The organism is Ewingella sp. S1.OA.A_B6 (assembly GCF_049889095.1).
GTDB lineage: Bacteria > Pseudomonadota > Gammaproteobacteria > Enterobacterales > Enterobacteriaceae > Ewingella.
The window spans coordinates 1,160,037-1,180,897 of sequence record NZ_JBLJFK010000001.1 but is presented as its reverse complement, the minus strand read 5'-3'; the positions used below and the strand labels follow the sequence as shown (position 1 = coordinate 1,180,897).

The window sequence follows — 20,861 nt, the reverse complement described above, 5'->3', positions numbered from 1 at the left end:
CATGATATTGATAATTATATCAAAAATAGAAAATGATCTTGGCCGAACCTTGACTTGAAAGCACGCTAGTGGCTTTAATTGAATATCAGTCACGCGTTTAAATCGCTGCCATCAGCTCTCAGATAAACTAATCTGAAACATGTGTTCATTTGTTCATTGATAGTGCAATAACATGCGTTGAATGCACCGTGAATAAGCAAACTGTCAGCGGCTTTTGCCATGCTTAACCAAGGGTAGACCTTTTTTATGAATAACGTAGCGCACGAAACTCACGGCCTGATGCCGGTATTTGACGGACATAACGACGTATTGCTGCAACTCTGGACTGAACATCGTCAAGCTGCTGCTCAGACTTTCATAAAAGGACCTGCCAGCGGACAGATGGATTTGCCACGCTGTCGTGAAGCAGGCTTTGCCGGCGGGCTTTTTGCCGCCTGGGTACCGTCTCCACGCTTTGACTCTGCAAGTAGCGTGCCGGATCTGAATATCGACCCCCGCTTTTTGTTGGAAGGCACTCAAAAGCATGCGGATTTTTCTCCAACACCTTCTTTCGAATTTGCGCGTGAGGTCACAATTGGCATGATGGCTTTTTTGCTGCGGATTGAAGAACAGTCGCAGGGCGTGGTAAAAATTTGCCGTTCTGCCCAGCAGATCCGCACAGCGATGCAAAATCAGGCATTAGCTGTCGTTATGCATATTGAGGGTGCAGAGGCGATTGACCCGGACCTCTACATGCTGGATGTGATGTATCAGATGGGGTTGCGAACGCTGGGACCAGTGTGGAGCCGTCCGAATATCTTTGGGCACGGCGTACCGTTTAAATTCAATACGTCACCCGATACCGGACCGGGGCTGACCGAACTGGGTGTGAAACTGGTGCAGGCCTGTAACCGCAAACACATCATGGTGGATTTGTCGCATCTCAATGAGAAGGGCTTTTGGCAGGTGGCTGATGTCTCCAGTGCGCCGCTGGTGGCCAGCCATTCCAATGCATTCTCACTGTGTGCCCAGTCACGCAATCTGACCGATGCTCAGCTTGATGCCATTCAACAGAGTGGAGGCTTTGTCGGCCTCAACTTTGCCACTCCTTTCCTGCGTGAAGACGGAACCCGCGATGCCAATACTGGCATCGATGATTACCTGCGCCATCTGGATTATCTGCTGGAAAAACTGGGTGAAGATCATGTGGGCTTTGGTTCGGATTTTGACGGCGCATCAATGGCACCTTTTATGAAAGATGTCAGCGGCTTACCGGTGTTAATCAACGCGATGCGCGAGGCGGGTTACGGTGAAGAATTGGTGGCAAAAATAGCGCATAAAAACTGGATTAACGTGCTGGAAAAAACCTGGGGTGAGTGAGCTATCCTCCCTTTTATCAGGGAGGATATTGAGGCTTATTCAGCAAACAGCGTCTGCTTCAGTGCGCGTTCAACGCCGCGAAGCTCGGCCAACCCTCTGAGACGACCAATGGCCGAATAACCTGGGTTGGTCTTCTTGTGCAGGTCATCGAGCATCTGATGGCCGTGGTCCGGGCGCATCGGAATAGGGCGCATATTACCCGCACGCTGACGAGTTTGTTCTTCGGCCAGAATCGCTTTGATCACCGCTACCATGTCCACATCACCGTCAAGATGGTCAGCTTCATGGAAACTTCCCGGTGTCGCTTCGCGCTGAGTGGCACGCAGGTGGATAAAATGCACACGGTCGGCGAAGGTGGTCATCATCTTCACCAGATCATTATCTTCGCGCACACCATAGGAGCCGGTACAGAAACAGAAACCATTGTGAATACTGTCAACTGTTTCTTTTAGCCACTGCATGTCTTCAATAGTCGACACAATGCGTGGCAGGCCGAGGATCGGTCGCGGCGGGTCGTCAGGATGCACCGCCAGCTTCAGCCCGTGCTGTTCAGCCACGGGTACGATGCTGCGCAGGAAATGCGCCATGTTTTCGCGCAGCTTGCCCTTGTCAATGTCGTCATAGGTGGCCAGACGGGCGCGGAACTGCTCCAGCGTATAACCCTCTTCTGCACCCGGCAAACCGGCGATAATATTCGCGGTAAGCGTCTCTTTCTGTGCGTCGGTCATCGCGTTGAAGTGAGCGGCCGCCTGAGCCTGCTCATCCGCCGAGTAATACTGTTTTGCGCCTTCGCGCTTTAGCAGATGCAGCTCGAATGCGGCAAAGGCGATATGGTCGAAGCGCAAGGCGCGCGAGCCGTCCGGCAGCAAATAACCCAGGTCGGTGCGGGTCCAGTCCAGTACTGGCATGAAGTTATAACACACCGTATCTATGCCGCAGGCCGCCAGATTGCGGATCGACTGTTGGTAGTTAGCAATGTATTTTTCGACGTCACCGCTGCGGGTTTTGATCTCTTCGTGAACCGGGATACTTTCGACCACTGACCACACCAAATTTTTTGCAGCCAGTTCGGCCTGGCGTTTTTTGATCTCCTCGACCGGCCACACTTCGCCATTGGCAATATGATGCAGGGCAGTGACAACGCCGGTGGCACCTGCCTGTCTTACGTCATCCAATGAAACCGGATCTTTCGGGCCATACCAGCGCCATGTTTGTTCCATGTAAAACTCCTTGTGTTCAAAATGGGTGTACTTAAAACGCGTTACTCTGGTGGAAAATAGGCAATCTGTGACATCACTTGTTTAAGTTTTCTTGACGTGGTGCTGGCAGAACGTTCAAGCTAACCACGTTGCATGGTCAGGTGGTAGGGTGGTCAGGCCACCTGACCTGCATATCATTCAGCATGAAAAGGGTCATTAATGTGATCTGCTCTGCAATTTTTGGATCGCCAGCAATTTTGTCTACGAGTGCCAACCAGAGAACAAGCTTCAGCCGGAGAAAGTAATGGAATTACCTACCCTAAAAGTGGAAAGGCTGTACCGCCAGATTTCAAACGTTCTTATTAACTGTATTAAGAGCGCCCAATTTGCGCCGGGTGAGATGATTCCGTCCGAACGTGACTTGTCTAAACAGCTTGGCGTTAGCCGCTCATCGATTCGTGAAGCGCTGATCGCACTGGAAATTACGGGTTGGATTGAGATCCGCACCGGCAACGGCGTCTATGTCAGCAACCCGTTACCCCTGCAACCGCTAACGGCCATGGAAGAAGAGTTCAGCCTGGAATCGTTGGTCAGGGCGCGCCAGATCTATGAAAGCACTACGGCAGAATTAGCCGCGTTAAACGGCACTAAAGATCAGCGCGAGAGGCTGGTGGAAATTAACCGCGAACTGAGTCAGCTCAACATCAATAACGATGCGTTTCTGGAGCAGGACCGCTGTTTTCATCTGATGATCAGTGAAATGACCGGCAACGACGTGCTGCGTGACATGATGGAGTACCTGTGGGACAAACGAGATTCACGTCGTTTTGTGCGTCTGGAAACCCACTACACCGATACCGGTTTCGCCCGCGAAATGAACACCGACCATCAGGCCATTACCGATGCCATTCTTGCAGGAGATGCGCAGGGTGCAAGGGCGGCGATGCAGGGGCACCTGCAACATGTATTTGATCGGTTATTTAGCGAATAGGTCGGCTTTTAAAAAAGCTTGAGTAAAATTTTTTGAATTCAAATTCAAATTCAAATTCAAATTCAAATTCAAGGTCGTGGGCGTCGGCCCACACCGACCAGAGGGCGGCCAGTCGCCGCAGCCCTCTGGACTCCCGGGCTCTTTCATGAGACTCCTCCAGCTGCGCGGGTCACAATGGCCGTGTTTCAGTCGCCATGGTGACAGCCGCAAAATGTCGCCGCTTAGGCGGTTCCTTCGCTACGGGTTTCGAGCCTTAGGTCTCGAACCACTTGCTCAGCGCCATTTTTGAATGCGGCCACAGATTTTTAAAATAGCACTCGTTCAGGTTTGGTTTTTAGCGCTTGCACCTGTGAAGGACCAGCGCAGATAAAGTTGTGCTTCTGCGTGGTTTCATATTGTTTACCCAGTAAGCGTTGCGTAATTTGGCTTTTTTTAGCAAGAGGCAATAAGGAATAAAGCATGATGGCCATGAAATGGTTAACTCTTGGATTTGTCTGCGTTCTGTTGCTGTCATTCGGCTACAGCTATGCGAAATCTACGCAGGGACGTGAAGAACTTGTTGGCCAGAGTTGGTCAACAGCGCGCCGGGATTCCGCCGGTATAGCCCCCGATCCGCATAAGCTTAAAAATATTGCCATCGTTCAGGTTTATACTGCGCCTACTTACGGCTGGCGCGGGTTGGTGGCAGTGCATCCGTGGATTATCTTCAAGCGTGAAGGGGAAACGCAGTTCACCCGCTATGACGTTGTCAGCTGGGGCAGCACCGATGTGGTTCGCCGCAATTACGCCATTCCCGACGGTTACTGGTTTGGTTCACAACCCAAGCTGCTGTTGGAACATCGCGGTGCACAAGCTGAAATGATGATCCCGAAGATAGAAGCGGCCATCAAAAGTTATCCTTTCCCGCACACCTATCACGCGTGGCCCGGACCGAACAGTAATACGTTTATCGCCCATATCGGTCGGGAAGTGCCTGATTTACGATTGGATCTTCCCTCTAACGCGATCGGTAAAGATTACCGCGCCATTACCAATCCCATTGGCTTACCGCCTTCAGGCCGTGGTGCTCAGGTTTCTATTCTTGGCGTTCTGGCTATTACGTTAGGCGTTGAAGAAGGTATTGAGGTGAATGTTCTGGGGCTTAATCTGGGGATAGATATCAAAGATCCGGCGCTGCGGTTACCGTTCGTGGGGCGCATAGGGTGAGTTTTTTGGGTGGCAGCCCAAACCTGCTTTTAAATCTTTAAATTCAAATTCAAATTCAAATTCAAGGTCGTGGGCTCTTTCATGAGGCTCCTCCAGCTGCGCGGGTCACAATGGCCGTGTTTCAGTCGCCACGGTGACAGCCGCAAAATGCCGCCGCGTTGCGGTGCCTTCATTTCGGGTTCGGACCGGCTCGCAATAACCCCGCTCGCCGTTTCTCACCTCTCATTCAGCGCCATTTTTGAATACGGCCGAAGCTTCTTTAAATTCAAAATTCAAAATTCAAAACCAGCACAATGTTTGTCTTTAAAAATGTCGAGGCCGCGTTCAAAACGACGTCGAGGGAGAGGCGCAAAACCGCGTGGGGTTTGCGCGGGTTGAAGCCCGAACGGAGAGTACCGCGTAGCGGCGGAGTTTGCGGCTATCACAGAAATACCTGGAACACGGCCATTGTGACCCGCGTAGCTGCTGTTTTTAAAAGAGCCGGGGATTCTGAAGGGGCGCGGCGATAGGCGCCTCTTCAGGCCAGTTTGGGTGGCAACCCAAGGTCTTGAAGTTGAAGTTGAATTTAGATTTAAAGATTAAAAATTTGCTTCAGCTTTCCCAAAGCCCAAAAACTTAATCAACTTTTTCTTTAAACTCACAAAGGTCTTCAATCAAACATGACCCACACCGGGGCTTCCTCGCAATACAGGTATAGCGCCCATGCAAGATAAACCAATGATGGCAGTCGAGTTTGAACTCGGCGGGAACCACTTTTAGCAGCTTGTCTTCGACCTCTTCCACGGTTTTTCCTGGGGCAAAGCGAGTGCGGTTGCAGACACGATAAATATGGGTGTCGACGGCGATGGTTGGCCAGCCGAAAGCGGTGTTGAGCACCACGTTAGCCGTTTTGCGGCCGACGCCGGGCAGGGCTTCGAGTGCAGCACGGTCTTCCGGCACTACGCTGTTGTGTTGCTCTAACAGAATGCGGCACGTTTTGATCACGTTCTCCGCTTTGGCGTTGAACAGGCCGATGGTCTTGATGTACTCCCTTACGCCGTCCACGCCCAGCTCAAGCATCGTCGCCGGGGTGTTGGCGACCGGATAGAGCTTCGCAGTGGCTTTATTCACGCTGACATCGGTAGCCTGTGCTGAGAGCAACACGGCGATTAACAGCTCAAACGGCGTGGAGTAAACCAGCTCGGTGGTCGGATGCGGGTTATTTTCCCGCAGGCGGCTGAGTATACTGATGCGTTTTTCTTTATTCATGAAGCATTGCCTGCATTGCCATTTGGCATAGATTGCGCCTGGATGGCCCGTGTTTTTGCTGCCTGTCGGGCTTTCTGGCGTTCATCGATCAGGTATTTACCTGCCAGCAACAAACCAAGGCCGATAAATGCGCCCGGCGGCAGCATCGCCAGCAGGAAGGGGTTATCCAGATGAATCACTTCCACACGCAACACTTTGGCCCAGTTGCCGAGCAGTAAATCAGCGCCGTTAAACAGCACGCCGCTGCCAAGAATTTCACGCATCGAACCCAGTACGAACATTGCCGCCGTCGCGCCGAGTCCGGTCATCATGCCGTCGAGCGCGGCCAAATGCACCGGACTGCTGGACGCGCAGGCCTCGGCCCGCCCAACCACAATACAGTTGGTGACAATCAGTGGAATGAATATTCCCAGCGCCTGATAAAGGCCAAAAGCGTAGGCGTTAATCAACATCTGCACCGTACTGACGACTGAGGCGATGATCAGCACGTAAATGGGAATACGAATTTCATTCGGAACCCAGCGCCGAAAGGCGGAGATCATGGCGTTGGTGCAGATCAACACCAGCGTGGTCGCCAGTCCCAGGCCGAGGGCATTGGTGGCGGTTGATGTCACCGCCAGCAGCGGGCAAAGGCCCAGCAGTTGCACCAGCGAGGAGTTATTGGTCCACAAACCCTGAATAATTATCTTTCTGGCTTCACTCATCACGGGCTCCACATGGGGTGAGGTGGGAAAGCTGAGACGGTACGGTCTCTATAAAAAGCGCAGTGCGTTTCACCGAATGTACCACGGCGCGCGGGGTGATAGTCGCGCCGGTAAACTGGTCAAACATACCGCCGTCTTTTTTAACGGCCCAGCGAGTATCCTCAGGGCTGTTAATGATTTTGCCGGCAAAAGCCTTAATCCAGTCGGAGATGCGCACTTCAATTTTGTCACCTAAACCGGGCGTTTCATGTTGTTCCAACACGCGGGTACCGTAGACTTTGCCATGGAAATCCGCCGCCACCAATAGCTGGATGGCACCGGAATAGCCGTCCGGCGCGGTGGTTTCAATCGCCGCTGCCACGGGAATACCGTCTTTGCGCGCCAAATAGAGGCGGTGGAGCGTTGCGTTGCCCAGAGATGGATCAGTGACGTTGTAACATTCATTTTGCATATCGTTATTATAGACGTCCGACGGGATCACCTCGTCGAAAAGCGTCTTCTGCTGCAACAGTGCCTGATGCTCAATCGTTGGCTTGGTGAGCATGTTGACTACCGCTGTCATGCTGGTCATCAGCGCGCCGAATACCGCCAGCGTCACGCCGTGGCGGCGCATGGTCTGTAATATTTTACCTTTTTCCATGCCGTCCTCAGCGATGCCCGTAAACGCGCGGTTGGGTGTAATGGTCGATCAACGGCACGGTGATATTCGCCAACAATACGGCAAAAGCGATACCGTCAGGATAACCGCCGTAGGTGCGGATCAGCCACACCAACAGTCCAATCAGTGCGCCGAAGATCAAACGCCCTTTGGGCGTTGTCGACGCGGTTACCGGATCGGTGGCAATAAAGAAGGCACCGAGCATGGTGGCTCCGGAGAACAGACCAATCATCGGTGGCGGGTAAGCTTCCGGAGAGAGGCTCCAGGCCAGCGTAGCGCAGAAGGTCATCACCACTAATACGCTGACCGGGATATGCCAGCTAATAATTTTCTTCACCATCAGGAACAGGCCACCGGCCAGAAAGCCAAGGTTGATCCACTGCCAGCCAAGTCCCGCCAGCACACCGCTAAACAGCGGCTCGGCCAACACCTGATCGGCGCTGTGGCCTGAGCGCAGGCCAGTTTTGAAGGCGTCCAGAGGGGTTGCCTGCGTCACACCATCCACATTCATCTGTAACTGATAGGCGGATAAATCCTGACTATTATGGCCGGTAAAAATGGTCATTAACGTGTCAACCAGACCGACAGGGTGATGTTGCAGCGCATCCGGCGGTAACCAGGTCGTCATCTGTACCGGGAACGAGATCAGCAGCACCACGTAACCGACCATTGCCGGATTGAACGGGTTCTGGCCGAGACCACCGTATATCTGTTTAGCGATAACAATGGCAAATATCGTCCCGATCACCACCATCCACCAGGGTGCGAGCGGCGGCAGACTGAGACCCAGTAATACTGCGGTTAACAGCGCAGTGTTATCTCCCAGACGTTTTTTGACCGGCATTTTACGCAACTGTAAAACAGCACCTTCAGTCAGCAAGGCGATGATCATCGCCAGTGCCAGTTGTACCAGCGTGCCATAGCCAAAGAACCACACCTGCGCCAGCAGGCCCGGAATACAGGCTAAAATAACCATCAACATAATGGTGCTGGTGCTTTGCCGGTTATGGGTGAAAGGAGAACTCGCGATTCTGAAGGCCATCTATTCCTCGTTCGACATTGTCTGAGCGGCGGCTTTACGCGCCTTAACCCGGGCGATCGCAGCAGCCACGGCGGCCTTACGGGGATCGCTTTCTTGTTGTGTTGGTTCTGCTGTCACTTCTTCAGACGCCTCTTGCTGTCCGGCAGCTTTTTTGGCCTTAACCCGTGCTATAGCAGCAGCCACAGCGGCCTTACGGGGATCGCTTTCTTGCTGGGAGGGTTCTGCTGTTACTTCCTCAGACGCTTCTTGCTGTGTCGCCATTTTTTTGGCTTTAGCGCGGGCGATTGCAGCCGCCACGGCAGCTTTGCGTTTGTCATCGGCGCCAGATTCCATTGGTGACGTTGTCACCGATAGGGTGCTGTCGGTGGCTTCTACCACCACGCCAGTCGTTGCAGCTTTTTTAGCTTTCACCCTGGCGATAGCCGCGGCCACGGCGGCTTTACGGGCGTTGTCATCGCCCGTCTGAACCGGTGCTGACGGTGTCGTGATCGGCTCTGCAGCCACCGGAATGTCCTGTGTCGCTGCCGCTTTTTTAGCTTTGGCGCGTGCTATAGCTGCGGCCAGTGCCGCCTGACGCGGATCGGTTTGGTTGACGGACTCATGTTTCGCTTCCTCAGTCGGAGCCGCAGCGTTGTCTGCGTTTACTTTTTCAACCGGCGGTGTATTGAGCTTCACCGCAGATTTTTGGTGCTTCTCTTCACGAGCCTGTTTTTCTCGTTCCATACGGGCCTGTTTGGCTTCAAAACGCGCTTTGGCCTCGGTGGCCTTGGCAGTTTCTAAATCCACGGCGCGGATCTCGGCTTTTTCCTGACGGTAATACTGTACCAGCGGAATATTACTTGGGCAGACGTAGGCGCAGGCACCGCACTCGATGCAGTCAAAAAGATTATGGTTGCGCGCTTTCTCGTGCTCCTGACCTCGACTGAACCAATAGAGCTGCTGTGGCAGTAAACTCGCAGGGCAGGCATCCGCACACAAGCTACAGCGGATGCAGGCTTCTTCTGGTTCCTGCGCGCCCATTTCACTTTCAGAAGGTGCCAGCAGACAGTTCGATATCTTCACCACCGGCACATCAAGAGATGGCAGAGTGAAGCCCATCAGCGGGCCGCCCATGATCACCATCTTCTGCGTACCCTGTGGCCGCAGAGCGCCCTCGACCATTAGGTCGGCAATGGGCGAACCAAGAAGAGCCCAGACGTTGCCTGGTTTTGCCATCGCTTCGCCGGTCAGCGTGACGACGCGTTCAATCAGCGGTTCGCCGTTGATAATCGCGCGTTTAATGGCAAACACCGTCCCGACGTTTTGCATTAATACGCCGATGTGCGACGAATGGTGGCCTTTGGGAACTTCAAGGCCGGTCAGTATTTTGGTCAGTTGCTTGGCACCGCCGGAAGGGTACTTGGTCGGCACCACGCGTAACTCGATGGTCACACCGTCAGTCTGCTCGGCTTTAATGGCTTTTTTCAGCGCCCTGATGGCTTGAGGCTTATTGTCTTCTATGCCAATGATCACCCGCTCAGGATTCAGCATATGACAAAGAATACGCGTGCCTTCGAGGATCTCTCCGGCGTGTTCCTGCATCAGCCGGTCATCGGCGGTGATGTAGGGTTCGCATTCGGCAGCATTGAGGATCAGCGTACGGGTAGAAGTCAGCCCGCCCTGCAGTTTGCTGGCGGTCGGGAACCCGGCACCGCCCAGCCCGGCAATGCCGGCCTGATGAATACGTGCATTGAGCTGGGCAGCGTCGAACTGGCGAAAATTTGTGACAACGTCACGATCAATCCAGCGGTCTTCGCCATCGGCGCGAATCAGAACGCACAGCTCTTTCAGCCCGGATGGATGCGCGGTGATATGCGGCTCAATGGCGGTGATCACCCCTGAGGTTGGCGCATGAACCGGCACGGTGCGGCCACTGCCTGTGGTCAGCGGTTGGCCTTTTAATACCCGGTCACCGGCTTTCACACACAGCTCACCTTCGGGGCCGAGATGCTGTTGAAGAGGAATGATAAAGCGCTCAGATAACGGGGCACGGCGCAGCGGCACGTGGCTGGACTGAGTCTTCATTTCCGGCGGATGAATACCACCGTTGAAGTCCCACAGCTTGTCTTTTTTGAGCGCGGAAAACAGATTAAACATGGTGTTCCGCTTACTCCGCATGAATGACGTGCACCGGAATGGATTTCATATCCCACTTCCAGTTGGCGGTGGTGGTCTTAATCGGCAGCATTTCTATACAGTCGGTCGGGCACGGCGCAACACACAGGTCACAGCCGGTGCATAAATCAGTGATCACCGTGTGCACCGCGCGGGTGGCACCCACGATGGCGTCCACCGGACAGGCCTGAATGCATTTAGTGCAGCCGATGCAGTTACTCTCGTCGATGTAAGCCACTGTGCGTACTGGTTCGGCGGCAGCGGCGTCATCACCCAGCGGTTGTGGCTCAACGTTGAGCAGTGCGGCGAGCTTCAGCATGACCGCTTCGCCACCGGGCACACATTTATTGATATTGTCGCCATTGGCAACCGCTTCAGCATAAGGTTTGCAGCCAGGGTAGCCGCATTGCGCGCACTGGCTTTGTGGCAGAATATCGTCAATCTGATCCACCACAGGATTGCCTTCAACGGCAAAGCGGCGCGAGGCGTAACCCAGCAGCAGCCCGAAGACCAGTGCCAGTGCCGTCAGCGCAACTATCGCAATCCACAGTTCAAACATTAGAATTTCACCAGACCGGTAAAGCCCATGAAGGCGAGTGACATCAGTCCTGCCGTGACCAGTGCAATCGACGAGCCTTTGAATGGCGCAGGGACATCAGCCACGACCAGGCGTTCACGGATAGCGGCAAACAGCACCATCACCAGTGAGAAACCGAGCGACGCGGCAAAGCCGTACAACGCCGACTGCATGAAATTATGGGCCTGATTGATGTTCAGCAGAGCCACGCCAAGCACGGCGCAGTTGGTGGTGATTAATGGCAGGAATATACCGAGCAGACGGTAAAGCGGCGGGCTGGTTTTGCGAACCACCATTTCGGTGAACTGTACCACCACGGCGATCACCAGAATAAAAGCCATGGTGCGCAGGTAAACCAGATCCAGCGGCATCAGCACGAAGGTGTTGACAATCCATGAGCAGATACTCGACAACGTGATGACGAATGTTGTGGCTAATCCCATGCCAATGGCAGATTCGAGTTTTTTGGATACGCCCATAAACGGACATAAACCGAGAAACTTAACCAAAACAAAGTTGTTCACCAGCACGGTGCCGACGAACAGTAACAGGTATGAAGTCATGACATTGCCTGAAGATAACTGAAAATAGATCGACGCCTGACCGAGCAGGTCAACCGCCACCACCGCTTATTATCTGAAATAAGCGCCCCCTGGACAACGGGGTAACCGCAGGGTTATTCGGTAAACGTCTCTTTCACCCGGTGTGAGCGTTTGAAATAAGGCACCAGCAGGGCGGCTGCCAGTAGCGTTAATAATAGATTACGTACCGCCATGTCGTCGTTAACCGGCGAGAAGGCGAAGGCTTTAACCGCCAGTAATACGGTACATAGCAGCCAAATGATAAACATTTTCGGTACATGCCGGGTGCGTTTGCAAAACTGCCACAGCAGCGCGATGGTGAAGGCACCCATCGCCAGGGTGGTGACGATCGAGAAATACCATTGCAGGGTGAATGCCTGCGAATTGGTCAGCAGATATTCCCGCGATTCAGGCACGAACAATGCCATGGAGAACAACACCAACATCAGCGCGACGCTCATCAGCGTAACAATCAGGTACGCCAGCGGAGCCAACAGCCAGCCGCCAATGCGTGGTTTGCTGTTTTCCTGCGTGATCGGTTGTTGAGACATAGTCAGCCTTCGGTTCGGTGCAAGATGATTACGGTATCGTCCATTCAATTGGGACAACCCATCTTATAAGGCGCAGAAGTTTACCCTGAGATGTCTAACGGCTCTATCGTATTTATGTGATCGAGTATTTTGGGGTGGCGGCCCTGAACCGCTTTTAACTGCAAATCTGGCTTTAATTTCAACGCCAAGACCTTGGGTTGCCACCCAAACTGGCCCAAAAGGAGGCGTAAACGCGCCTCCTCTTGGAACTCCTGCGTTTTTCTCTGAGACACCGACAGCTTCGCGGCTAGCATGGAACGTGTTTCAGCCACTTCCGTTCACGGCGCAAAATGTCACGGCTGCGCCGTCCCCGTATTTCGGGATTCGAGCCTCAGGTCTCGAACCTCTCATCCGGTGCCATTTTTGACTGCCCCTTAGCGGCTATGTAAATCAAAAAACAAAGAAGAAAAGAAGATGGTCTGTGTTTGTCTTTTAAAATATCGAGGCCGCTTTCAAAAATGCCGCTGAATGAGAGGTGAGAAACGGCGAGAGTCTTTTTTCGAGCTGGTCCGAACCCGAAATGAAGGAACCGCAACGCGGCGGTGTTTTGCGGCTATAACTGAAATACCTGAAACACGGCCATTGTGACCTGCGTAGCTGCTGTTTTTAAAAGAGCCGGAGATTCTTAAGAGGCGCGGCGATAGGCGCCTCTTAAGGCCAGTTTGGGCGGCAACCCAAGGTCTTGATTTTAAAAAGCCAGTTTGGGCGGCAACCCAAGGTCTTGATTTTAAAAAGCCAGTTTGGGCGGCAACCCAAGGTCTTGATTTTAAAAAGCCAGTTTGGGTGGCAACCCAAGGTCTTGAAGTTGAAGCTAAAAGTGAAATTAAAAAGCAGGCTTGGGCAGCAGCCCAAAACCTGCTCTTAAAACGGCCCGACTTTCCGCAAAGTCTATTTACCGCAAAGTTTAAAATAAACCTCATTCCAGCGAATTTGATTCTTGAAATCCGCCAACGTGGTGTCGTTATCAATCACCAGCAGTTCCATATTATGCATGTCGGCATACAGACGCAGATGGTCAATATCCAGCGCCTGTGAGAACACCGTATGGTGTGCGCCGCCGCCAAGGATCCAGGTTTCTGCTGCGGTAGCCAGCGTTGGCTGGGCTTTCCAGATGGCACGCGCTACCGGTAATTTTGGCAGTTCGTGTGGTTGTTCGACGGTATCGACCAGATTAACCAGGAGACGGAAGCGGTCGCCCATATCAATCACGCTGGCGTTAACGGCCGGACCGGCAGGGGTGGAGAAGATCAGTCGTGCCGGATCCGCTTTACCGCCTATACCCAGGTACTGCGCGTCGAGCAGGGGTTTCTGCTCTTTGGCGATGCTCGGACAGACTTCGAGCATGTGCGATCCGACCACCAGATCATTGCCGGTTTTGAAGTTGTAGGTGTAATCCTCCATAAATGAGGTGCCACCTTTCAGTCCACCGGCCATCACTTTCATGATGCGCAGCAGGGCGGCGGTTTTCCAGTCGCCTTCACCACCAAAACCGTAACCTTTTTGCATCAGACGCTGAACCGCCAAGCCTGGCAACTGCTTCATGCCGTGCAAGTCTTCGAAGTTAGTCGTGAATGCGTGGAATCCACCCTGTTCGAGGAAGCGTGTCATGCCCAGCTCGATTTTTGCTGCGTCGAGCAGGTTCTCACGGCGTTCACCATGCAGTTTAACCGTGTCGGTCAGGCGGTAGCTGGCTTCATACTCGTCGACCAGTGTATCAATGTCACTTTTGCTGACTTCATTGATCACTGCCACCAAATCGCCGATACCAAAGGCGCTGACGGTATAACCAAACTGAATTTGGGCCGCGACTTTATCGCCTTCAGTCACCGCAACCTGACGCATATTGTCGCCAAAACGCGCGACTTTCAGATTCTGACTCTCATTTTTCGCCGCGGCGACGCGCATCCACTGGCCAATGCGACGATGGGATTCGCCATCCTGCCAGTGACCCGCCACTACGCTGTGCTGCTGACGCATACGCGCACCGATGAAACCGAACTCGCGACCGCCGTGTGCAGTCTGGTTGAGGTTCATAAAGTCCATGTCCATAGTGTCCCACGGCACTTCGGCATTGAACTGGGTATGGAATTGCAACAGTGGTTTATGCAGGATGGTTAATCCGGCAATCCACATCTTGGCCGGAGAGAAGGTGTGCAACCAGGTGATCAGGCCGACACAAGACTGGCTGTAGTTGGCTTCGCGGCACAGTGCGGTGATTTCGTCCGGCGTGGTGACCAGCGGTTTAAGTACCAGTTTGATGGGCAGACCGGCTTCACTGTTCAGGCCATTGACCACCTTTTCGGCATTCTCTTTCACCTGACGCAATGTTTCCGGGCCATAGAGGTGCTGACTGCCAATCGCAAACCAGACTTCGAGATGTTTAAACGCGTCCATTTGTTACTCCTGCAAAATAAGAGGGTGAATTCAGTGAGTCGTTTTTGCTGCAAACAGCGGCTCAGTCGAGCTGCACCACTGCTGATAACGTTCATAAAGTTTCTGGTATTGCGCCACGCGCTGCGGGTCTGGCAACAGGGTACGTTCGATGCTACACGCCATGTTTTTCTGCGCGGCAGGAACGTCGGTAAATTCTCCGGCGGCGACGGCGGCAAAAATAGCGGCACCCAGCGCACAGCACTGATCTGATGCCACAATTTGCAGCGGACGGTTCATCGCATCGGCGCACACCTGCATGATCACTGGCGATTTACGTGCAATGCCGCCGAGGGTCAGAACGTTTTCTACCGGAATATCCTGCTGCTCGAAGCACTCCATGATGGCGCGCGCACCGAAGGCGGTGGCGGCGATAAATCCGCCAAACAGTTCAGGTGCCTGGGTGCCGAGATTAATATCGGTGATCACCCCTTTCAGACGCTGGTTGGCGAAAGGTGTACGGCGTCCGTTGAACCAGTCCAGCACCAGCGGCAGGTTATCCAGCGATGGATGGGCCGCCCATGCTGCAGTCAGGTCCGGCAACAGGTTTTTCTGTACCTCAGAAAGTACCGGTTTAAGTTCAGGATGCGCGTGCATTGCCTGCACCAGCGGCCAGCTCAGCAGACGGCTGAACCAGGCGTACATATCGCCAAACGCCGACTGTCCCGCTTCCATGCCGATCATCCCCGGCACGACGCTGCCTTCGACCTGGCCGCAAATCCCGCCAATGGCGCGATCCTTAACCCGGTCAATGTCGGCAATTAAGATGTCGCAGGTGGAGGTGCCAATCACTTTCACCAGCGTATAAGGTTGTGCGCCTGCGCCAACGGCACCCATATGGCAGTCGAAAGCACCGCCTGACAGTACGACACTCTGCGGCAGGCCCAGACGCTGCGCCCATTCGGCGGTCAGCGTACCGACCGGTTGCTCAGCGGTGGAGGTGTCAGTGAACAGCGGATAAGGCAAGTCTTCTACCAGCAGAGGATCGAGTGCGCTGAAGAAGTCGCGCGGAGGCAGGCCGCCCCACGAAGGATGCCACAACATTTTATGACCCGCGCTGCAACGTCCGCGGACCATGTCAGCCGGAGCGGTCGTGCCGGAAAGCAGGGCGGGCACCCAGTCGCACAGCTCAACCCAAGACGCCGCCGCTTCACGCACGGCGGCATCCTGGCGGGAAACGTGCAGGATTTTGGCCCAGAACCATTCGGAAGAGTAAACGCCGCCGATGTAGCGGGAGTAGTCGGGGAAATCGCCGCTGCGGCACAGGCGGTTGATCTCTTCGGCTTCTTCAATGGCGGTGTGGTCTTTCCACAACACGAACATCGCATTGGGATTGTTTTCGAATTCTGGACGCAGTGCCAATACCTGACCTTGTTCATCGACCGGTGCGGGTGTTGAGCCGGTCGAGTCCACGCCGATACCCATAATTTTGGCGCTGCGCTCAGCGCCGAGGCGCTGGACCAGATTCACAATCGCCTGCTCCATTGCCTCTATATAGTCACGTGGATGATGGCGGAACTGGTTTTGCGCCGCGTTGCAGAACAGACCCTCCTGCCAGCGCGGATAATAGACAACGTCGGTGTCGATCTCCGCGCCGCTCTGACAGTCCACGGCCAGCACCCTGACGGAGTCGCTGCCAAAATCCAGACCAAGAGCAATTGCACCTTGCGTCATTCTTCTCACTCCCAAAAATATGGATGAATATGTCTGATGATCATCCTGTGCGCGAGTGAGTGAGATGCGTGAGGAGGCGTTAGCTACAAGTATGCACAATCCTGCTCCTCATGATGTTTATGTGAAGTTAGTCAAAAGTTAACGCTTGGCTAAAATCGCTATATCTATGCACGATCCTGCTGTAATCCCCAAGTGTGATAGCGCTCTATCTTCCGGCGCTAATTTCCCGTTAAAACTGTTACGGTCCTATTTGGCTAAACAGCAAACCTGTTACCAGAATTGCCGGTATACGGCACCTAAAAGCAGATTGGTTTTTTGGCTACACCCTACTGATAACGTTTTCACGCTGGTCCCGGCCTGAGTCAATTCAGCGGAATGCAGCGTAAGACAACTATAAAAAGTCGGAGAACATCATGCATAAATTCACTAAGACGTTAGCGATGGCAGGTTTTGCTGTCCTTATGTCACATTCAGCTATGGCAGAGACCATGAAGCTGGGCTTTCTGGTTAAGCAGCCGGAAGAGCCATGGTTCCAGACTGAATGGAAGTTTGCGGATAAAGCAGGCAAGGATCTGAACTTCCAGGTGATCAAAATTGCGGTGCCGGACGGCGAGAAAACGCTGAACGCTATCGACAGCCTGGCTGCCAACGGTGCGAAAGGTTTTGTTATCTGTACGCCTGACCCGCGTTTAGGGCCTGCGATTATGGCCAAAGCCCGCAGCTACGATATGAAAGTGATTCAGGTCGATGACCAGTTTGTGAATGCCAAAGGCAAACCGATGGAAGAAGTGCCATTAGTGATGATGGCCGCGACTAAAATCGGCGAGCGTCAAGGGCAGGAACTGTATAAAGAGATGCAAAAACGTGGCTGGAATGTCGCAGACACCGGCGTCATGGCTATCACCGCCGATGAACTCGATACCGCACGTCGCCGTACTTCCGGGGCAATGGATGCGCTGAAAGCGGCTGGCTTCCCGGAAAAACAAATTTACAAAGTACCGACTAAGTCCAACGACATCCCTGGCGCACTGGATGCCGGTAACTCCCTGTTGGTACAACATGCAAAAGTGAAAAACTGGCTGATCCTTGGCATGAACGACAACACCGTTTTGGGTGGCGTGCGTGCAACGGAAGGTCAGGGCTTTAAAGCGGCTAACGTGATTGGCATTGGTATCAACGGCGTTGACGCGGTGAACGAGCTGTCGAAAGGTGCGCAAACAGGTTTCTATGGTTCTCTGCTGCCAAGCCCGGATATCCATGGCTATAAAAGTATTCAGATGCTTCATGACTGGGTGAGCAAAGGCGTTGAGCCACCGAAATTCACCGAAGTTACCGACGTGGTGCTGATCACCCGCGATAACTTTAAAGTTGAATTGAAGAAGAAAGGCTTGATGTAATTTCTTTGTCATCATCCGGGTTGCAGAGGTGTTGACTGCGCTCGCTCGCCCCGGTCGTTTAGTTAACTAAGCGATTGGGGATTTTTGAACTTGCCGCCTTTCTGCCGTCCGAATTATTTAGGGTAAATAGGTTTCGCTACTCACTTTGTTTCGTCTTTTGGTGATTACTATGACTCAGCAAACACTTCTCAATGCCTCAGTGCTGAAACCGTCTTTGAAAGAGTTTGGTGCCGACGCGCCTTACCTTGAATTCCATAATATTGGCAAGACGTTTCCCGGTGTGAAAGCACTGGATGGCATTACGTTCGACTGCAAAGCCGGACAAATTCATGCCCTGATGGGTGAAAATGGCGCGGGCAAGTCCACGCTGCTCAAGATCCTCAGTGGTAACTATCAGCCTTCGCAGGGTGAAATCCATATCAAGGGTCAGCCAATGAGTTTTACCCACACCACGCAAGCGTTAGATGCCGGTGTGGCGATTATTTATCAAGAGCTGCATCTGGTGCCGGAAATGACGGTGGCAGAGAACATCTATCTGGGACAGTTGCCCAGCAAATACGGCATGGTGAATCGCAAACTGTTGCGTTATGAAGCCAAAATTCAGTTGGAACATTTGGGCCTGGATATTGATCCAGATTTGCCGCTGAAATATCTGTCAATCGGTCAGTGGCAGATGGTGGAAATCGCCAAGGCGCTGGCGCGTAACGCCAAGATCATCGCCTTTGATGAACCCACCAGCTCGCTATCAGCCCGTGAAATCGAGCAACTGTTCCGCGTTATCCGTGAATTGCGCGCTGAAGGGCGGGTGATTTTGTATGTCTCACACCGTATGGAAGAGATCTTCGCGCTCAGCGATGCGGTTACCGTATTCAAAGATGGCCGTTATGTCTGCACCTTTGATGATATGACACAGGTGAATAACGAGAAGCTGGTGCAGGCTATGGTTGGGCGCAATTTGGGCGACATCTATGATTATGCCCCGCGCCCGCACGGCGAGATACGTTTGCAACTCGACGCGGTCAAAGCGCCAGGTGTCAAAACGCCGATTAGTCTCAGCGTGCGTCAGGGGGAGATCGTCGGGCTGTTCGGGTTGGTAGGCGCCGGACGCAGCGAACTCATGAAAGGGTTGTTCGGTGGCACCAAAATCACCACAGGCACCGTATCGCTTGACGGCGTAGCGCTTAATATTCGTAAACCCGCAGATGCTATCCGTCAGGGGATCATGCTATGCCCGGAAGACCGTAAAGCTGACGGCATCATCCCTGTTCACTCCGTGCAGGACAATATCAATATTAGTGCACGGCGTAAAAGCGTTATCGCAGGTTGCCTGATCAATAATAAGTGGGAAGCGCAGAACGCCAAAAAGCACATTCTCTCGCTGAATATTAAAACCCCAAGTTCGCAGCAACTGATCATGAATCTGTCCGGCGGCAATCAGCAGAAAGCCATTCTCGGGCGCTGGCTATCGGAAGACATGAAAGTGATCCTGCTCGATGAACCGACGCGCGGAATCGACGTCGGTGCCAAGCATGAAATCTATAACGTGATCTATGAGCTGGCGAAGCAGGGCATTGCCGTGCTGTTTGCCTCAAGTGACTTGCCCGAAGTACTGGGGCTGGCAGACAGAATCATTGTGATGCGCGAAGGCGCGATTTCCGGCGAGTTGTTGCATGACGACGCCACTGAAGAAAAAGCATTAGGGCTGGCTATGTTAAGAACGCCAGAATTAACACCTGCCGAATAGGCTATTTTACTTGCCATGTTGAGCGGGCCGCCGTACCCGGGATCGCCACGTACTGAATGTACGTTGGGTCACGACGCGCAGCACCCGCCCAAACTGTCTGCGACAATTACGCCTATTCGATAGGTGTGCAGGAGCATTAAATTATGTCATCTATGACCACAAATTCAGGTAAACCGGAGCAGTCCTCTGCCGCATCACGTGGCGGCCAGGGCATTATGCGTATATGGGACAGTTACGGCATGCTGGTGGTGTTCGCGGTACTGTTTCTTGCCTGCAGTATTTTTGTGCCAAATTTCAGTTCGTTCATTAATATGAAGGGTCTGTTGCTGGCGGTTTCTATGTCCGGCATGGTGGCCTGCGGCATGCTTTTCTGTCTGGCCTCTGGCGATTTTGACCTGTCGGTTGCCTCGGTCATTGCCTGTGCTGGTGTCACCACCGCGGTGGTGATTAACCTAACTGAAAGTATGTGGGTGGGTATCGGTGCCGGTTTGATCCTGGGAATGCTGACCGGTTTACTGAACGGGTTTGTTATCGCCCGGCTGAAAATCAATGCGCTGATCACCACGCTGGCGACGATGCAGATCGTGCGCGGTCTGGCTTATATCATTTCTGATGGTAAAGCAGTGGGGATCGAAGATGAGCGTTTCTTTGCGCTGGGTTATGCCAACTGGTTTGGCTTGCCTGCGCCGATCTGGTTAACTGTCGTTTGCCTGATCATTTTCGGCCTGCTGTTGAATAAAACCACCTTTGGGCGAAACACGCTGGCGATTGGGGGTAATGAAGACGCCGCGCGACTGGCGGGTGTGCCAGTGGTGCGTACTAAGATCATCATCTTTATGTTGTCCGGTCTGGTTTCGGCGGCGGCAGGGATCATTTTGGCATCGCGTATGACCAGCGGCCAGCCGATGACCTCTCTGGGTTATGAGCTGATCGTGATATCTGCCTGCGTCTTGGGTGGCGTGTCGCTCAAAGGCGGTATCGGTAAAATTTCCTACGTGGTGGCGGGTATTCTGATTCTTGGCACGGTGGAAAATGCGATGAACCTGCTGAACATCTCACCGTTCTCGCAATACGTTGTGCGCGGACTTATCCTGCTGGCGGCGGTGATCTTTGACCGCTACAAACAGAAAGCCAAAAGCGCGGTGTAAAGTCATTCCCCTCGATAATAGGAAGTGTGACGGGGATGGGTGATAACGTTTTCACACGGTGTTTAACGCTTTGACGGGTTAAATACCGTAAAACACAGCTTTTGTTCACGTTTTTGCAACGTTTTCTGGCAGCGCTTTCATCGGTCGATAGAATAAAAG

Annotated in this window: 17 protein-coding genes; 6 read left to right on the top strand and 11 right to left on the bottom strand. The window is 53.2% G+C overall.

Annotation, left to right across the window (positions count from 1 at the left end; translation table 11 throughout):
* The first annotated feature begins 246 nt into the window (after window positions 1-246).
* Window positions 247-1,359 carry a dipeptidase gene (locus tag ACMV8I_RS05600; protein ID WP_498864187.1) on the top strand — a complete coding sequence of 371 codons (1,113 nt, stop codon included), beginning with the start codon at window positions 247-249 and terminating at the stop codon, window positions 1,357-1,359.
* Window positions 1,360-1,394: 35 nt separating this feature from the next.
* Here ACMV8I_RS05600 and uxuA read toward each other — a convergent pair whose 3' ends face one another.
* Entirely contained in the window at window positions 1,395-2,579 is a 1,185-nt protein-coding gene (gene uxuA, locus ACMV8I_RS05595) for a mannonate dehydratase (RefSeq protein ID WP_498864186.1), read from the bottom strand.
* A 283-nt stretch (window positions 2,580-2,862) separates the two neighbouring features.
* Here uxuA and ACMV8I_RS05590 point away from each other — a divergent pair, with 283 nt between their 5' ends.
* Both ACMV8I_RS05590 and ACMV8I_RS05585 read left to right on the top strand, forming a co-directional pair.
* A complete protein-coding gene (locus ACMV8I_RS05590; protein WP_498864185.1) occupies window positions 2,863-3,549 on the top strand; it encodes a FadR/GntR family transcriptional regulator in 687 nt (228 codons plus the stop codon).
* Window positions 3,550-4,008: 459 nt separating this feature from the next.
* The gene (locus tag ACMV8I_RS05585) at window positions 4,009-4,755 is read left to right on the top strand and encodes a DUF3750 domain-containing protein (RefSeq protein ID WP_498864184.1); all 747 of its coding nucleotides are present in this window, start codon (window positions 4,009-4,011) and stop codon (window positions 4,753-4,755) included.
* Between the two features lie 615 nt (window positions 4,756-5,370).
* Here ACMV8I_RS05585 and nth read toward each other — a convergent pair.
* The 10 genes from nth to ACMV8I_RS05535 all read right to left on the bottom strand — a co-directional run bounded on the left by nth (window position 5,371) and on the right by ACMV8I_RS05535 (window position 16,413).
* Window positions 5,371-6,003 (bottom strand): endonuclease III, encoded by a 633-nt coding sequence (gene nth, locus ACMV8I_RS05580; protein WP_498864183.1) that lies wholly within the window; start codon window positions 6,001-6,003, stop codon window positions 5,371-5,373.
* Window positions 6,000-6,707 (bottom strand): electron transport complex subunit E, encoded by a 708-nt coding sequence (locus ACMV8I_RS05575; RefSeq protein ID WP_498864182.1) that lies wholly within the window; start codon window positions 6,705-6,707, stop codon window positions 6,000-6,002. The genes nth and ACMV8I_RS05575 overlap by 4 nt, the downstream gene beginning before the upstream one ends.
* A complete protein-coding gene (gene rsxG, locus ACMV8I_RS05570; RefSeq protein WP_498864734.1) occupies window positions 6,700-7,332 on the bottom strand; it encodes an electron transport complex subunit RsxG in 633 nt (210 codons plus the stop codon). Before rsxG ends, ACMV8I_RS05575 begins: the two co-directional genes overlap by 8 nt.
* Window positions 7,333-7,354: 22 nt before the next feature.
* On the bottom strand, window positions 7,355-8,407 hold the full coding sequence (rsxD, locus tag ACMV8I_RS05565; RefSeq protein ID WP_498864181.1) for an electron transport complex subunit RsxD: 1,053 nt from the start codon (window positions 8,405-8,407) through the stop codon (window positions 7,355-7,357).
* A complete protein-coding gene (gene rsxC, locus ACMV8I_RS05560) occupies window positions 8,408-10,543 on the bottom strand; it encodes an electron transport complex subunit RsxC (RefSeq protein WP_498864180.1) in 2,136 nt (711 codons plus the stop codon).
* A 10-nt stretch (window positions 10,544-10,553) separates the two neighbouring features.
* Window positions 10,554-11,120 carry an electron transport complex subunit RsxB gene (gene rsxB / locus ACMV8I_RS05555; RefSeq protein WP_498864179.1) on the bottom strand — a complete coding sequence of 189 codons (567 nt, stop codon included), beginning with the start codon at window positions 11,118-11,120 and terminating at the stop codon, window positions 10,554-10,556.
* Window positions 11,120-11,701 carry an electron transport complex subunit RsxA gene (gene rsxA / locus ACMV8I_RS05550; protein ID WP_188473833.1) on the bottom strand — a complete coding sequence of 194 codons (582 nt, stop codon included), beginning with the start codon at window positions 11,699-11,701 and terminating at the stop codon, window positions 11,120-11,122. Before rsxA ends, rsxB begins: the two co-directional genes overlap by 1 nt.
* Before the next feature lie 113 nt (window positions 11,702-11,814).
* The gene (locus ACMV8I_RS05545; protein WP_498864178.1) at window positions 11,815-12,270 is read right to left on the bottom strand and encodes a DUF2569 domain-containing protein; all 456 of its coding nucleotides are present in this window, start codon (window positions 12,268-12,270) and stop codon (window positions 11,815-11,817) included.
* Between the two features lie 927 nt (window positions 12,271-13,197).
* Entirely contained in the window at window positions 13,198-14,703 is a 1,506-nt protein-coding gene (gene araA / locus ACMV8I_RS05540; protein WP_498864177.1) for an L-arabinose isomerase, read from the bottom strand.
* Window positions 14,704-14,733: 30 nt separating this feature from the next.
* Window positions 14,734-16,413 (bottom strand): ribulokinase, encoded by a 1,680-nt coding sequence (locus ACMV8I_RS05535; protein WP_498864176.1) that lies wholly within the window; start codon window positions 16,411-16,413, stop codon window positions 14,734-14,736.
* Window positions 16,414-16,826: 413 nt separating this feature from the next.
* Between ACMV8I_RS05535 and ACMV8I_RS05530 the strand changes: the two genes are divergently transcribed.
* The 3 genes from ACMV8I_RS05530 to araH all read left to right on the top strand — a co-directional run bounded on the left by ACMV8I_RS05530 (window position 16,827) and on the right by araH (window position 20,702).
* The gene (locus ACMV8I_RS05530; protein ID WP_498864175.1) at window positions 16,827-17,810 is read left to right on the top strand and encodes an arabinose ABC transporter substrate-binding protein; all 984 of its coding nucleotides are present in this window, start codon (window positions 16,827-16,829) and stop codon (window positions 17,808-17,810) included.
* A 169-nt stretch (window positions 17,811-17,979) separates the two neighbouring features.
* The gene (gene araG / locus ACMV8I_RS05525; protein WP_498864174.1) at window positions 17,980-19,554 is read left to right on the top strand and encodes an L-arabinose ABC transporter ATP-binding protein AraG; all 1,575 of its coding nucleotides are present in this window, start codon (window positions 17,980-17,982) and stop codon (window positions 19,552-19,554) included.
* Window positions 19,555-19,697: 143 nt separating this feature from the next.
* Window positions 19,698-20,702, top strand: coding sequence for an L-arabinose ABC transporter permease AraH (araH, locus tag ACMV8I_RS05520; RefSeq protein ID WP_498864173.1), 1,005 nt, complete (start codon window positions 19,698-19,700; stop codon window positions 20,700-20,702).
* The last annotated feature ends 159 nt before the right edge of the window (window positions 20,703-20,861 follow it).